Raw genomic sequence first — 11,824 nt, 5'->3', positions numbered from 1 at the left:
GGGTGGCGCGGGGTCGAGAAGGCCTTTCCTAGACGTTGAACAGGAAGTTCAGCACGTCGCCATCCTTGACGACGTATTCCTTGCCTTCGGCGCGCATCTTGCCGGCTTCCTTGGCGCCCTGTTCGCCGCCACAGGTGATGAAGTCCTCGAAGGAGATCGTCTGGGCGCGGATGAAGCCGCGTTCGAAGTCGGTGTGGATGACGCCGGCCGCTTGCGGTGCCGTGTCGCCCTTGTGGATCGTCCAGGCGCGCACTTCCTTGACGCCGGCGGTGAAGTAGGTCTGCAGGCCGAGCAGGTGGTAGGCGGTATGGATGAGGCGGTCGAGACCCGGCTCTTCGAGGCCGAGGTCGGCGAGGAAGAGCTGCTTTTCCTCGTCGTCGAGTTCGACGATTTCGGCTTCGATCGCCGCGCAGATCGCCACGACTTCAGCCTTTTCGGCGGCGGCGTGGGCGCGCACGGCGTCGAGCAGCGGATTGTTCTCGAAGCCGTCTTCGGCGACGTTGGCGGCGTAGAGCACCGGCTTGGCGGTGATCAGGCAGAAGGGCTTCAAGTTGAGCCATTCTTCCTTGGAGAGATCGAGTCCGCGCACCGGTTTGCCCTGGTCGAGCTGGGCGAAGCATTTTTCCAGCACGGCGACCAGCAGCTTGGCTTCCTTGTCACCGGCGCTGGCCGGCTTGCGATAGCGGTTGAGTGCCTTCTCGACGGTGGCGAGGTCGGCCAGCGCGAGTTCGGTGTCGATGACTTCGATATCGCGGATCGGATCGACGTTGCCCGACACGTGGATGACGTTGTCGTTGGAGAAGCAACGCACGACGTGCAGCACGGCGTCGGTTTCACGGATGTTGGCGAGGAACTGGTTGCCAAGGCCTTCGCCCTTCGAGGCGCCGGCAACGAGTCCGGCGATGTCGACGAATTCGGTGACGGCCGGGACGATGCGTTGCGGCTTGACGATGGCCGACAGCGCTGCGAGCCGCCTGTCGGGGACCTCGACGACGCCGACGGCGGGGTCGATCGTGCAGAAGGGATAGTTTTCCGCTGCGACGCCGGCCTTGGTCAGCGCGTTGAAGAGGGTGGACTTGCCGACGTTGGGCAAGCCGACGATTCCGCATTTGAGGCTCATGGTGAGATTCCCGGGAAGTGTTCGGTTAGGGGGTGGCGGCGGGCGTGCCCGCCTTGACGTGGAGCGCCCGCTGGGCGGCGGCGTAATCGCCGTCGGCGAGCTTCGGCCAGGCGTTCAGGCAGCGCGTCAGCGTCGCGTCGATCAGCGCCTGTTCTTCCTTGCGCGGCGCCTTGAGGACGTAATTGACGACTTCGTTGCGGTCGCCGGGGTGGCCGATGCCGACGCGCAGGCGCCAGAAATCGGGGACCGACAGGTGCGCCTGGATGTCCTTCAGGCCGTTGTGCCCGCCGTTGCCGCCGCCCTGCTTGAGCTTGACGCCGCCGGGCGGGAGGTCGAGTTCGTCGTGGATGACGAGGATTTCGTCGGGCAGGATCTTGTAGAAGTGCGCGAGCGCGACGACCGCCTGGCCCGAACGGTTCATGTAGGTGCTCGGCTTGAGCAGCCAGAGATCGCCACAGCGGCCGACGTGCCCGTGAAATTTGCCTTGCGGCGCGAGCGAGATCTTGAGGTCGCGCGCCAGGGCGTCGACGAACCAGAAGCCGAGGTTATGGCGGTTGTCTTCGTATTCTGCCCCGGGGTTGCCGAGGCCGACGATGAGGCGGGGAGCGGGCATGGCAATCGACTCGTTAACAAGCGAAAGGCCGCCGCGGGCGGTGCCCGGCGACGGCCTGAGAGCTCAGGGCGACGATCAGGCCGCCGGAGCCGCTTCTTCTTCGCCTTCGGCCGCAGCCGCCTTCTTCACCGTGATGGCGACGACGACCGGGTCATCGCTACCGTGCGTGACCGGCTTGACGCCGTTCGGGAAGGTCAGTTGCGACACGTGCAGCGATTGGCCGCCAGCCAGATCCTTGAGGTCGACTTCGATGAACGACGGCAGATCCTGCGGCAGGCAGGTGACGTCGATTTCGTTCATCGCGTGCGAGACCGTGCCGCCCGCCATCTTGACGCCCGGGGCCATCTCGGCGTTGATGAAGTGCAGCGGCACCTTCTGGTGGATCGCATGCGTCGCATCGATACGCTGGAAGTCGACGTGCAGCACCAGGGCCTTGTACGGGTGCATTTGCGCGTCGCGCAGCAGCACCGTCTCGTTCGCGCCTTCAAGCTTGAGCGTGATGACGGACGAGTGGAAGGCTTCCTTGCGCAGCGACAGCAGCAGGTCGTTGTGGTCGAGTTCGATCATCGTTGCGCCAGCGGTACCGCCGTAGACGATGCCCGGGACCTTGGCGGCGCGACGCAGGCGGCGGCTCGCTCCGGACCCCTGCAGTGTGCGCGTGTTTGCGTTGAGTTCAAATTGCATGACAGCTCCTGAGTGACAAACCCTGCCCGCGACCAGGCAGGGGGTTGAGAAAAACTATTCGATGAACAGCGAGGACACAGATTCCTCGTTGTTGATACGGCGGATCGTTTCGGCCAGCACGTCGGCGACCGAGAGCTGACGGATGCGCGGCGATGCTTGCGCTTCCTCGGTGAGCGGGATGGTGTCGGTGACAACGAGTTCGTCGAGGTCGGAATCGTTGATGCGCGAGACCGCCGGACCGGACAGGACGGGGTGAACGCAGTAGGCGATGACCTGCTTGGCGCCGTGTGCCTTGAGCGCCGACGCGGCTTTGCAGAGCGTGCCGGCGGTGTCGACGATGTCGTCCATCAGCACGCAGGTGCGGCCCTTGACGTCGCCGATGATATTCATCACTTCGGAGACGTTGGCTTTCGGGCGGCGCTTGTCGATGATCGCCAGGTCGCATTCCAGACGCTTGGCCAGCGCACGGGCGCGGACGACGCCGCCGACGTCGGGCGAAACGACCATCAGGCCCTGGATGTGTTTTTTCCAGACATCCGCCAGCATGATCGGCAGCGAGTAGATGTTATCGACGGGGATGCTGAAGAAGCCCTGGATCTGTTCGGCGTGCAGGTCCATCGTCAGGACGCGGTGCACACCGGCGGCGGTGAGCAGGTCGGCTACGAGCTTGGCGGCGATCGGCACGCGCGCCGAGCGGACGCGGCGATCCTGGCGCGAATAACCAAAATAGGGGATGACGGCGGTGATGCGACCGGCCGAGGCGCGGTTGAGCGCGTCGACCATGATCAGCAATTCCATCAGGTTTTCGTTCGATGGCGCGCAGGTCGGCTGCATGATGAAGACGTCCTTGCCGCGCACGTGTTCCTGAATCTCGACGCTGACTTCGCCGTCGGAGAAGCGTGCCACATTGGCGCGTCCCAGCGAAATGCTCAGGCGGCGGGCCACTTCGGCGGCCAGTTTCGGGTTGGCATTGCCGGTGAATACCATCAGGCTATCGTAGGCCATCGTACACATCCAGTGACGCCGACGCGGGGCGCCTTCAAATGAAACGCGGGCAGGTCGATAACCTGCCCGGCTTGGAGAATTCGATTTGGCTGGGGAAGAAGGATTCGAACCTTCGAATGCCGGAATCAAAATCCGGTGCCTTGACCAACTTGGCGACTCCCCAGCGGCGCTCGCAGACGATTGCCTAACGAGCGAGGCGCGGATTATAGCGAGCTTTTTTTAAAAATACCAGCCCCTCGCGTCTTATTGTTGTCGGTTTGAACGCCGGATCCCCGTCATCGCCGCGCCTGCAGGATCGCTTCCATCTCGTTCCGGTTCAGCGTGGCCGGGCTGTTCTTGCCGTTCGAGCGCGAGAGGATTGCGTCGAAATCGGCGTTCGTCAGGCCGTAATCGCCGAGGCGCGGGAGTTTGAAGCGTTCGATCCAGCCGTCGAGCGTGTCGATCAACGCCTGGCAGTCCTCACCGGTCGAGCGTGCCGGGCGTCCGGCCAGCAGGGCGCCGACGCGTGCGTATTTGTCGAGAGCGAGACGCTGGCGTTCGCCGTCGGCCGACAGCGCGGCGAGGGTGCGGCGCGTCGTCTCGCCGAGCAGGGTGCCGCAGACTTCGCCGTGCGGCATCGTGCAGCGTCCGCCGATCGGTCCGGCGAAGCCGTGTACGAGGCCGAGGCCGGCCTGTGACAGGACGATGCCCGAGACCAGCGCGGCGTAGGCCATGCGGCTGCGCGCGTCGAGATCGTCGGCGCCGTTTTCGCAAGCGCGCAGGAATCCGGCGGCAAAGGCGTCGAGACCGCTCCAGGCGAGGGCGTCGGTGAGTGGCGAGGCCTTGGTCGAGACGTAGGCTTCGAGCAGTTGCGTCAGCGCGTCAAGGCCGCAGGCGGCGGTCACCGCCGGCGGACAGCCGAGCGTCAGCGCCGGGTCGACGAGGGCGACATCCGGCATGAAGTTGTCGTGGCGCAGCGAGTTCTTGAAGCCGTTCGGGCCGACGGCGCTGAGGACGGCATTCTTGGTCGCCTCGGCGCCGGTGCCCGAGGAGGTCGGGACGGCGATGAAGGGGCGTTTGCGGCCGTCATGGCGGCGCGTCTCCTGGCCTTCGAGGAAGTCGCGTACCGATCCTTCCTGCGTCAGCATGGCCGAGATCGCCTTGCCGGCGTCGATGGCGCTGCCGCCGCCGATGCTGACGACGGAGGCCGGCGCTTCGGCGCGGAAACGCGCGCTGACCGTGTCGACGAAATCCGGCGAGGGCTCGCCCGCGACCGAGACCTGTTCGACCGCCACGCCGGCATCGTGCAAGCCCTGCATCAGTGTGTCGAAAGCGGGCGATTGACGGAAGGAGGCGCCGCCGGTGACGAGCAGGGTCGTGTCGCCGCGTGCGCGCAGCAGCCCCGGCAGGCGGGCGAGGGTGCCTGCGCCGAAGTGGATGTCAGGGAGTCGCGAGAAAACGAAAGGAAGTTCAAACATGAGTCATGCCTTTCAGTCGGCCAATGCACATAAGGGATGTTCGGCGAGGCCCGGTGCCGCCCAGCCGCGCATCGACGCCGGCAGGTCGGCGAGGACGGCGCGGGCTTGCGCTGCGTCGGTGAATTCGGCGAAGACGCAGGCGCCCGAGCCGGTCATGCGTGCCGGCGCGAAGCCTGCCAGCCAGCGCAGGCTCTCGCCTACTTCCGGAAAGCGCGCGACCGCCACCGCTTCGAGATCGTTGTGCCCGAATCCCGGACGCCAGTCGGCGGCGCGGATGGCCGGCGTATCGCGGCAGAGTTCGGGGGAGGTGAAGATCGCGGCGGTAGGCACTTGCACCGGCGGTTCGAGCACGACGAACCATGACGGCGGCAGCTCGACCGGTTGAAGCGCTTCGCCGATGCCTTCGCCGAACGCGTTCTTGCCGAAAATGAAGAGCGGCACATCGGCGCCGAGCGTCAGGCCGAGGGCTTGCAGCCGTTGGCGCGGGAGTCCGAGTCCCCACAGGTGGTTGAGCGCGAGCAAGACGGTGGCGGCGTCCGAACTGCCGCCGCCGAGACCGCCGCCCATCGGCAGGCGTTTGACGACCTCGATATCGGCACCGAGGCGGCAGCCGGTCGCGTCCTGCAGCAGGCGCGCGGCCCGGATGCAGAGGTCGCTTTCCGGCGGGACGCCGGGCAGCGGTTGGGTCAGGCGCAACTGGCCGTCATCGCGCCGGGCAAAACGCAGGGTGTCGCCGTGATCGACGAAGCGGAACAGCGTTTGCAGCAGGTGGTAGCCGTCGGCGCGGCGGCCGGTGACGTGCAGGAACAGGTTGAGTTTGGCCGGCGCGGGATACGCGCTCTGCCAGTCCCAGGAGGATCGGGGCGTCAAGGGTGGGCCTCTTCGGGGGAAAGACTGTGCCAGGCGTCAACGAAGACGCGCAGTTCGACGTGTTCGCCCTGCCGGGCGATGATTCGCATCGGTGGCGAGCCGGGCGCGTCGTCGCCATAGCCGTAATCGATCTGCCAGCCGTCCTGTTGCAGCGACAGCACCCGTCCAAGCGGGTCGAGCCGGCCGCTCCCCGGGGGGGTGCGGCCGCGTACCCAGTCCGCCAGTTGTTTCAGCGGCAGGGGATAGCCGAGGACTTCGCGCGTCAGTGTTTCGGCGTCCGGCGCAGTGCGGATGCGACCGTCGCTGCCGGTCAGGCGGGCGCCGTCGGCGTCGGTGACGATTTCGGCCAAGCCCTGCCCAAAGGGAGACGACAGCAGCAATTCGCTGGTGTTCGGGCGGTAGGTCCAACTGATGCGGCCCGAATAGCTCTTCGCTTCGTGATTCAGCGCAAACCGTCCTTCGAGCGAGAACGCGGCCAGCGCATCCCGCGGTGGGGGCGGGACGGGCGCCGGCGTCAGCGACGCGCAGCCGGAAACGAGCAGGAGCAGGGCGGCGGCACCGGCGAGCGCGGCGAGAAAGGATCGAGCGGACATCGGGGCGATCAGGGCAGGAACTTCTTGATGACCTCGCTCAGCGCTTCATTCGCGGGGTGTTTTTTTTGTGCTTCCAACCACATTTTCCTGGCATCCTCGGGGCGTCCCTGCGCCCACAGAACCTCGCCGATGTGGGCGGCAATCTCGGGGTCGTCGCGCCGGGCGTAGGCCTGTTGCAGGTAATCGAGCGCGCCGGCCAGGTCGCCCTGGCGGAAAAGAACCCAACCCATGCTGTCGAGGATGAAATAGTCCTCCGGCGAGAGCTTGAGCGCCCTTTCGATCAGTTCGCGCGCTTCCGCCAGGCGCTCGTTGCGGTCGGCCAGCGAATAACCGAGGGCGTTGTAAGCCTGGGCACTGTCCGGCCGCAGTTCGATCAGGCGGCGCAGGCGGGTTTCCATCAGCGGGATGTTGCCGAGTTTCTCGGCCAGCAAGGCCGATTCGTAGAGCAGGTCGGGCTGGTCCGGCTGCTTTGCCAGCAGCGCGTCGAGCAGATCGAAGGCTTGCTGGGACTGCTTGGCGTCACGCAGCAGGCCGGCTTCGGCAATGGCGAGTTGCGTGCGCTCGTCGGCGGAGCTCGCTTTGGCCGACGCCAGCAGGCGTTGCGCTTCGTCGAAGCGTCCCTGGTCGATCAGCAGGCGCGCGCCGCGCAAACGTGCCTGAACGTAGTGCTCGCCGCCGGTCAGCTGGGCGTAGTAGCCGAGCGCTTCGGCGCTCTTGCCGCGTTCTTCGGCAATCTGGCCGAGGAAGAAGTAGGCGTAGTTCTTGTCGGTGGCGGGGGAGGCGAGGAAACGCTTGAATTGCTTCTCGGCCTCGTCGAGATCGTTCTGCTGCAGCGCCAGGATGCCCAGCGAGAAGAGCGCGTCGGCGCTGTCGGGCGAGAGGTCGAGGACGGCGTTGAATTGCCGGCGCGCGTCGTCGTAGCGCTTCTGGCCGACCAGAAGCCGTGCCAGTTGCATGCGCACGTCGCGGGCTTTCGGATACCGATCGGCGAATCCCTGCAGGAAATCGATCGATTCGACCGGCGACAAGCGCGTCAGCAGTTGGGCGTGGAGCAGGGCGGCGATCTCCCAGTCCGGGCGGTCTTCCAGCGCTCGCCGCGCTTCGGCGCGCGCGCGCTCCTGCTGCCCGGCGCCGGCGGCGGCGACCGAGATCGCGTAGTGGGCTTCGGCCTGATCGGGGAAGGCGCGGCCGACGCGTTCGATGATGTGGAAGGCGCTGACCCGGTCGGGCAGGCGCGCCAGCATGCGGTTCAGTCCGAGCAGGTTGTCGCCGAGCGCGGCCCGATCCTGTTCGAGCATGCGAATGAGCAGCGCCGGCAGGTTTTCCGTCTGGTTCGACATGATCATGACGCTGGCAAGCATGAGCGGCGCCTGCTTCGAGTCGGGTTCGACCTCGACCCAGCGTTGCGCGGCTTGCAGCGCGAGGTCGAAACGGCGCGTGAAGCCGGCGATTTCGACGGTGCGTTCGAGCAGTTTCGGGTCCTGCGTCTTGAGCGCCAGGTCGGCATAGGCGGTGGCGGCCAGCGGCGCTTCGCCGCGGCGCAGGGCGATTTCGCCGAGCAGCACCTGGAACACGACTTGTCCGATCGACGGGCTGGCGTCGGTCGCCCCGGGTTCGACAACGGTGGCCGCGACCGCTCGTTCGCTGCGGACCGGGCGCTTGCGGTGCGTCGTCGTGTCGTCCGCGGCGGCGGCAAGGCTGACGCCCGTCGCAAGCGCTATCGCGAGGACAGTCAGTCGGGTTTGGCGGAAGTTGACGCGAAATGCGACACGAAATGCGTTCATGGAGTCCTTCAATCGCCCGGATGCCGGAACCGGTTAGAGCGATGTGCGTCCAAATGGTTTAGTCTGGTCAAGCCCGGCGACGTGGCGTTGCCGCCGAATCGCCCGTGGAGCTTGCATGTTATTGGGTTTCTCAAGGAGCATCAATGCCGGAACTGCCCGAAGTCGAAGTCAGCCGCCTCGGTTTGCTGCCCCATCTTGTCGGCCAACGATTCCGGCGGGTGGTGTTTCGATGTCCGAAACTTCGCCATGAGTTGCCGCCCGCGCTGGCCGATCGTCTCGCCGGCCTGCGTGTCGATGCCATCGCCCGGCGCGGCAAATATCTGCTCTTCGACTGCGAGAGCCGGTCCGGCGGCGGTTGGCTGATCCTGCATCTGGGCATGTCGGGCAGCCTGCGCATGGTGTCGCTCGGCGATCCGCCGCAGAAGCACGATCACGTCGATTTCGTCCTGTCTGGCGAGGTGCTGCGGTTTCGCGATCCGCGCCGTTTCGGCACGCTGGTCTGGCAGCCGGGGAGCGCGGTCGAGCAGCATCCGCTGCTCGCCTCGCAGGGGATCGAGCCCTTGTCGGCGGCCTTCGACGGCGCCTGGCTGCATGCCGCGACGCGCGACAAGACGGCGCCGATCAAGACGACCCTGATGGATAGCCATCTGATCGTCGGCGTCGGCAACATCTATGCCGCCGAAAGCCTTTTCATCGCCGGCATCTCGCCGCGCCGGCCGGCCGGCCGGCTGACCCGGCCGCAATGCGAGCGACTGGTCGGGGCGGTGCGGGACACGCTGATGCGCGCGATTGCCGCCGGTGGCAGCAGCGTGCGCGACTACGTTCATAGCGACGGCGGCGCCGGCAGCTTTCAGTTGAGTTGTGCCGTCTATGGCCGCGCCGGTCAGCCGTGCACGGTCTGCGGTCATCCGGTGCGCGTGATCCGCCAGGGCGGGCGCAGTACTTTCTACTGTCCGCACTGCCAGAAGTAGTTTCGACGGCGAGAAAATAAAACGCCGCTCGCAGCGGAGCGGCGTCGTCTTTCGGCCGTCAGGCGACGGCCGGAAAAACGGGGATCAGCCAGGATCAGCGCGACTTGCCGGTCAGGCGCTCGAACTTCACCCAGAGCTGGTCCTTGCTTTCTTCGTTGTTTTCGTCCTTCTGGATGCAATCGACCGGGCAGACGTCCACGCACTGGGGCGTGTCGTAGTGACCGACGCATTCCGTGCATTTGCCCGGATCGATCTGGTAGATTTCGTCGCCTTGCGAGATCGCCTCGTTCGGGCACTCCGGTTCGCAGACGTCGCAGTTGATGCACTCGTCGGTAATGATCAGGGACATGACAATTTCTCCTAGAGGATGATCAGGCGGCTTGCGTGGCCGTCACTTTTTTGTTGAGTCGTGCGCCCACGCTCGGGTGCACGAACTTGCTGACGTCGCCGCCGAGCAGCGCGATTTCGCGGACGAAGGTCGCCGAAATGAAGGTGAATTGCTCGCTCGGCGTCAGGAACATGGTTTCGACCTCGGGGAAGAGGTTGCGGTTCATCCCGGCCATCTGGAATTCGTATTCGAAGTCCGAAGCGGCGCGCAGGCCGCGCAGGATGACCTTGGCGCCCTTTTCATGGAGAAAGTCCATGAGCAGGCCGTCGAAGGAGGCGACTTCAATGTTCTTGTACGGCGCCAGCACTTCCCGCGCCATCTCGGCCCGCTCCTCGAGCGTGAAAAAAGGTCGTTTCGACAGGCTCGCCGCGATGGCGACGATGACGTGGTCGAAGAGTCCGGATGCTCGCCGCGCGATGTCTTCGTGACCTTGGGTGATCGGGTCGAAGGTTCCCGCGTAGATTGCCACCCGCTTATTCAGCGCCATTGGTAGTGCCGCTCCGCATTAAATGATAAAAAACCTGACCGGCACGCCCGCTGCGCACCGTTTGCCAGTCTCCCAGCGAATCCAGCGCCTGCTCGGCTTCGACGTAGATCGCGCCGTCGTCGGCCATCAGCCGCGATAGCAGCGGCGCCAGCCGTTCGAGCCAGCCCTGCTTGTAGGGCGGATCGAGAAACAGCACGTCGAAGCGCGGGGCCTCGCCGGAAAGAGAAGAGGCGAATTTTACCGCATCTGCGCGGATCGTTCGCAAGCGGCCTGACGCGTTCAGCATTTTTGCGTTGGCCTCGAGCGCGGCGAAGACCTTGGGCGAGGCTTCGACCATGGTCACCGAGGCGGCCCCGCGCGAGGCGGCTTCGAAGCCGAGCGCGCCGCTGCCGGCGAAGAGATCGAGGCAGTGGCGCCCGTCGAGATCCTGGCCCAGCCAGTTGAACAGCGTCTCGCGCACGCGGTCGGGCGTCGGCCGCAAGCCTTCCGAATCGGGAAAGCGCAGGACGCGGCGGCGCCATTCGCCGCCGATGATGCGAACCGAATTCACGCCTACTCCGCGCCGACGATCAAGGTGACGAGATTTTGCGGGCGCACGCGGCGGGCAAAGGCGGCCTTGATGTCGGCAATGCTGACCTGCTCGACCTTCTCGGTGTAGCGGTCGAGGTAGTCGAGCGGCAGTCCGTAGAAACCGATCGCCGCGACGTTGTCGAGGATCTTGCGGTTGCTGTCGAGGCGCAGCGGGAAACTGCCGACCAGATTCTGCTTGGCGGCCTGCAATTCGGTCTCGCTCGGTCCTTCGGCGAGGAAGGTCGCGAGCACCTGGCGCGTCACCTTGAGCGCGTCGCCCACTTGCGCCTTCTTGGTCTGCAGGCCGATCTGGAACGGTCCCGGCTGCGCCAGCGGCATGATGTAGCTATAGACGCTGTAGGCGTAGCCGCGTTTCTCGCGCACTTCCTTCATCAGTCGCGAGACGAAACCGCCGCCGCCGAGCGTGTAGTTGCCGACCAGGAGCGGGAAGAAATCGGGATCGCCGCGGCGGATCGTCGGCAGACCGAGCAGCAGGTGGGCCTGGGCCGACGGATGGGCGATCCGCTTCTCGCCCGCTTTCGGCAGCGTCGGCGCCGGCAAGGACGGCAGTGCCTCGGCTTTCGGCAGGTCGGCGCTCAGTTTCTGGACGAGCGCTTCGGCCTGTGCCCGGTCGATGTCGCCGACGATCGAGACGATGGCGCGGGCGGCGGTGAAATGGCTGCGGTAGAAATCGAGCAAGTCAGTGCGCTTGAGGGCGGCGAGTTTCTCCGGTTCGGCGTGGACGCCGTAGGGGTGGCCCGGATACATCAGCGCCCAGAAGTTCTTGCTGGCGATCGATTCGGGGCGCGTCAGCGCTTCCTTGAGCGAGGCGACGGCGCGCGCCTGTTCGCGGACGAAGATGTCGTCGTCGAAACGCGGGCTGACGAGCACGGCACGCAGGATGTCGAGCGCCGGCTCGCGCTTGTCGGCGGCCGACAGCGTGCGCAGGCTGACCGAGGCGCGATCCATGTCCACGTTCGTGGAGAGCAGCGCGCCGAGATCGGCCAGACGGTTCGAGATCGCCGTTTCGTCCATGTCGCCGGCGCCGAGGTCGAGCAATGCCTGCGTCAGCGAAGCGGCGCCGGGCTTGCCGGACGGGTCGTAGGCGGTGCCGGCAGCGAAGTCGATCTGGACGTCGAGCATCGGCAGGTCGTGGTTCTCGACGAAATAGACCCGCACGCCCGAAGGCGCCACCCAGTGCTGGATGTTCACGCCGGCCTGCGCCAGCGTGGCCAGCAGGCAGAGGCAGAGTGCGGACAGGAGGTGTCTGAGCTTCATCTCA

Annotated in this window: 13 protein-coding genes and 1 tRNA gene; 1 reads left to right on the top strand and 13 read right to left on the bottom strand. The window is 65.8% G+C overall.

The features are described 5' to 3' along the window. Positions 1 to 28: 28 nt before the first annotated feature. The 9 genes from ychF to BLR25_RS00425 form a co-directional block, all read right to left on the bottom strand. On the bottom strand, positions 29 to 1,120 hold the full coding sequence (ychF, locus tag BLR25_RS00465) for a redox-regulated ATPase YchF (protein ID WP_091931727.1): 1,092 nt from the start codon (positions 1,118 to 1,120) through the stop codon (positions 29 to 31). 25 nt (positions 1,121 to 1,145) lie between these two features. Next, on the bottom strand, positions 1,146 to 1,733 hold the full coding sequence (gene pth, locus BLR25_RS00460; protein ID WP_091931724.1) for an aminoacyl-tRNA hydrolase: 588 nt from the start codon (positions 1,731 to 1,733) through the stop codon (positions 1,146 to 1,148). A 75-nt stretch (positions 1,734 to 1,808) separates the two neighbouring features. Further along, positions 1,809 to 2,417 carry a 50S ribosomal protein L25/general stress protein Ctc gene (locus BLR25_RS00455; protein WP_091931721.1) on the bottom strand — a complete coding sequence of 203 codons (609 nt, stop codon included), beginning with the start codon at positions 2,415 to 2,417 and terminating at the stop codon, positions 1,809 to 1,811. Positions 2,418 to 2,471: 54 nt separating this feature from the next. After that, positions 2,472 to 3,422: a ribose-phosphate pyrophosphokinase gene (locus BLR25_RS00450; protein WP_091933507.1), complete on the bottom strand. Its 951-nt coding sequence runs from the start codon at positions 3,420 to 3,422 to the stop codon at positions 2,472 to 2,474. An 86-nt stretch (positions 3,423 to 3,508) separates the two neighbouring features. Continuing rightward, positions 3,509 to 3,585: transfer RNA gene (locus BLR25_RS00445), tRNA-Gln, on the bottom strand. A 112-nt stretch (positions 3,586 to 3,697) separates the two neighbouring features. Beyond that, complete coding sequence (locus BLR25_RS00440; RefSeq protein WP_091931716.1) at positions 3,698 to 4,879, bottom strand: iron-containing alcohol dehydrogenase; 1,182 nt, start codon at positions 4,877 to 4,879, stop codon at positions 3,698 to 3,700. A gap of 12 nt (positions 4,880 to 4,891) precedes the next feature. Then, positions 4,892 to 5,749 carry a 4-(cytidine 5'-diphospho)-2-C-methyl-D-erythritol kinase gene (gene ispE / locus BLR25_RS00435; RefSeq protein ID WP_091931713.1) on the bottom strand — a complete coding sequence of 286 codons (858 nt, stop codon included), beginning with the start codon at positions 5,747 to 5,749 and terminating at the stop codon, positions 4,892 to 4,894. Then, positions 5,746 to 6,342 carry a lipoprotein insertase outer membrane protein LolB gene (gene lolB, locus BLR25_RS00430; RefSeq protein WP_091931709.1) on the bottom strand — a complete coding sequence of 199 codons (597 nt, stop codon included), beginning with the start codon at positions 6,340 to 6,342 and terminating at the stop codon, positions 5,746 to 5,748. The genes ispE and lolB overlap by 4 nt, the downstream gene beginning before the upstream one ends. Before the next feature lie 8 nt (positions 6,343 to 6,350). After that, on the bottom strand, positions 6,351 to 8,126 hold the full coding sequence (locus tag BLR25_RS00425; protein WP_091931706.1) for a tetratricopeptide repeat protein: 1,776 nt from the start codon (positions 8,124 to 8,126) through the stop codon (positions 6,351 to 6,353). A gap of 143 nt (positions 8,127 to 8,269) precedes the next feature. Here BLR25_RS00425 and mutM point away from each other — a divergent pair, with 143 nt between their 5' ends. Beyond that, a complete protein-coding gene (mutM, locus tag BLR25_RS00420; protein ID WP_091931703.1) occupies positions 8,270 to 9,097 on the top strand; it encodes a bifunctional DNA-formamidopyrimidine glycosylase/DNA-(apurinic or apyrimidinic site) lyase in 828 nt (275 codons plus the stop codon). A gap of 94 nt (positions 9,098 to 9,191) precedes the next feature. On the opposite strand, the gene BLR25_RS00415 is transcribed toward mutM, so the two are convergent. From BLR25_RS00415 to BLR25_RS00400, 4 genes are read right to left on the bottom strand one after another with little or no spacing between them, the layout of a single operon-like run. Then, complete coding sequence (locus BLR25_RS00415; RefSeq protein ID WP_091931699.1) at positions 9,192 to 9,446, bottom strand: YfhL family 4Fe-4S dicluster ferredoxin; 255 nt, start codon at positions 9,444 to 9,446, stop codon at positions 9,192 to 9,194. 22 nt (positions 9,447 to 9,468) lie between these two features. Continuing rightward, entirely contained in the window at positions 9,469 to 9,966 is a 498-nt protein-coding gene (gene coaD / locus BLR25_RS00410; RefSeq protein WP_218122608.1) for a pantetheine-phosphate adenylyltransferase, read from the bottom strand. Continuing rightward, positions 9,959 to 10,522 carry a 16S rRNA (guanine(966)-N(2))-methyltransferase RsmD gene (rsmD, locus tag BLR25_RS00405; protein ID WP_091931695.1) on the bottom strand — a complete coding sequence of 188 codons (564 nt, stop codon included), beginning with the start codon at positions 10,520 to 10,522 and terminating at the stop codon, positions 9,959 to 9,961. Before rsmD ends, coaD begins: the two co-directional genes overlap by 8 nt. A 2-nt stretch (positions 10,523 to 10,524) precedes the next feature. Then, positions 10,525 to 11,820, bottom strand: a complete 1,296-nt coding sequence (locus BLR25_RS00400) for a M16 family metallopeptidase (protein ID WP_091931691.1) — start codon at positions 11,818 to 11,820, stop codon at positions 10,525 to 10,527. Positions 11,821 to 11,824: the final 4 nt, after the last annotated feature.

The sequence above is a fragment of the Propionivibrio dicarboxylicus genome, from assembly GCF_900099695.1.
Taxonomy (GTDB): Bacteria; Pseudomonadota; Gammaproteobacteria; order Burkholderiales; family Rhodocyclaceae; genus Propionivibrio; species Propionivibrio dicarboxylicus.
Note: the sequence above shows the minus strand (reverse complement) of the source record. Positions and strands in the feature narration are given on the sequence as shown.

Excerpts from the sequence above, each read along its gene's own strand:
- ychF (WP_091931727.1), bottom strand. The coding sequence starts at position 1,120 with ATGAGCCTCAAATGCGGAATCGTCGGCTTGCCCAACGTCGGCAAGTCC.
- pth (WP_091931724.1), bottom strand. The coding sequence starts at position 1,733 with ATGCCCGCTCCCCGCCTCATCGTCGGCCTCGGCAACCCCGGGGCAGAA.
- BLR25_RS00455 (WP_091931721.1), bottom strand. The coding sequence starts at position 2,417 with ATGCAATTTGAACTCAACGCAAACACGCGCACACTGCAGGGGTCCGGA.
- BLR25_RS00450 (WP_091933507.1), bottom strand. The coding sequence starts at position 3,422 with ATGGCCTACGATAGCCTGATGGTATTCACCGGCAATGCCAACCCGAAA.
- BLR25_RS00440 (WP_091931716.1), bottom strand. The coding sequence starts at position 4,879 with ATGTTTGAACTTCCTTTCGTTTTCTCGCGACTCCCTGACATCCACTTC.
- lolB (WP_091931709.1), bottom strand. The coding sequence starts at position 6,342 with ATGTCCGCTCGATCCTTTCTCGCCGCGCTCGCCGGTGCCGCCGCCCTG.
- BLR25_RS00425 (WP_091931706.1), bottom strand. The coding sequence starts at position 8,126 with ATGAACGCATTTCGTGTCGCATTTCGCGTCAACTTCCGCCAAACCCGA.
- mutM (WP_091931703.1), top strand. The coding sequence starts at position 8,270 with ATGCCGGAACTGCCCGAAGTCGAAGTCAGCCGCCTCGGTTTGCTGCCC.
- BLR25_RS00415 (WP_091931699.1), bottom strand. The coding sequence starts at position 9,446 with ATGTCCCTGATCATTACCGACGAGTGCATCAACTGCGACGTCTGCGAA.
- BLR25_RS00400 (WP_091931691.1), bottom strand. The coding sequence starts at position 11,820 with ATGAAGCTCAGACACCTCCTGTCCGCACTCTGCCTCTGCCTGCTGGCC.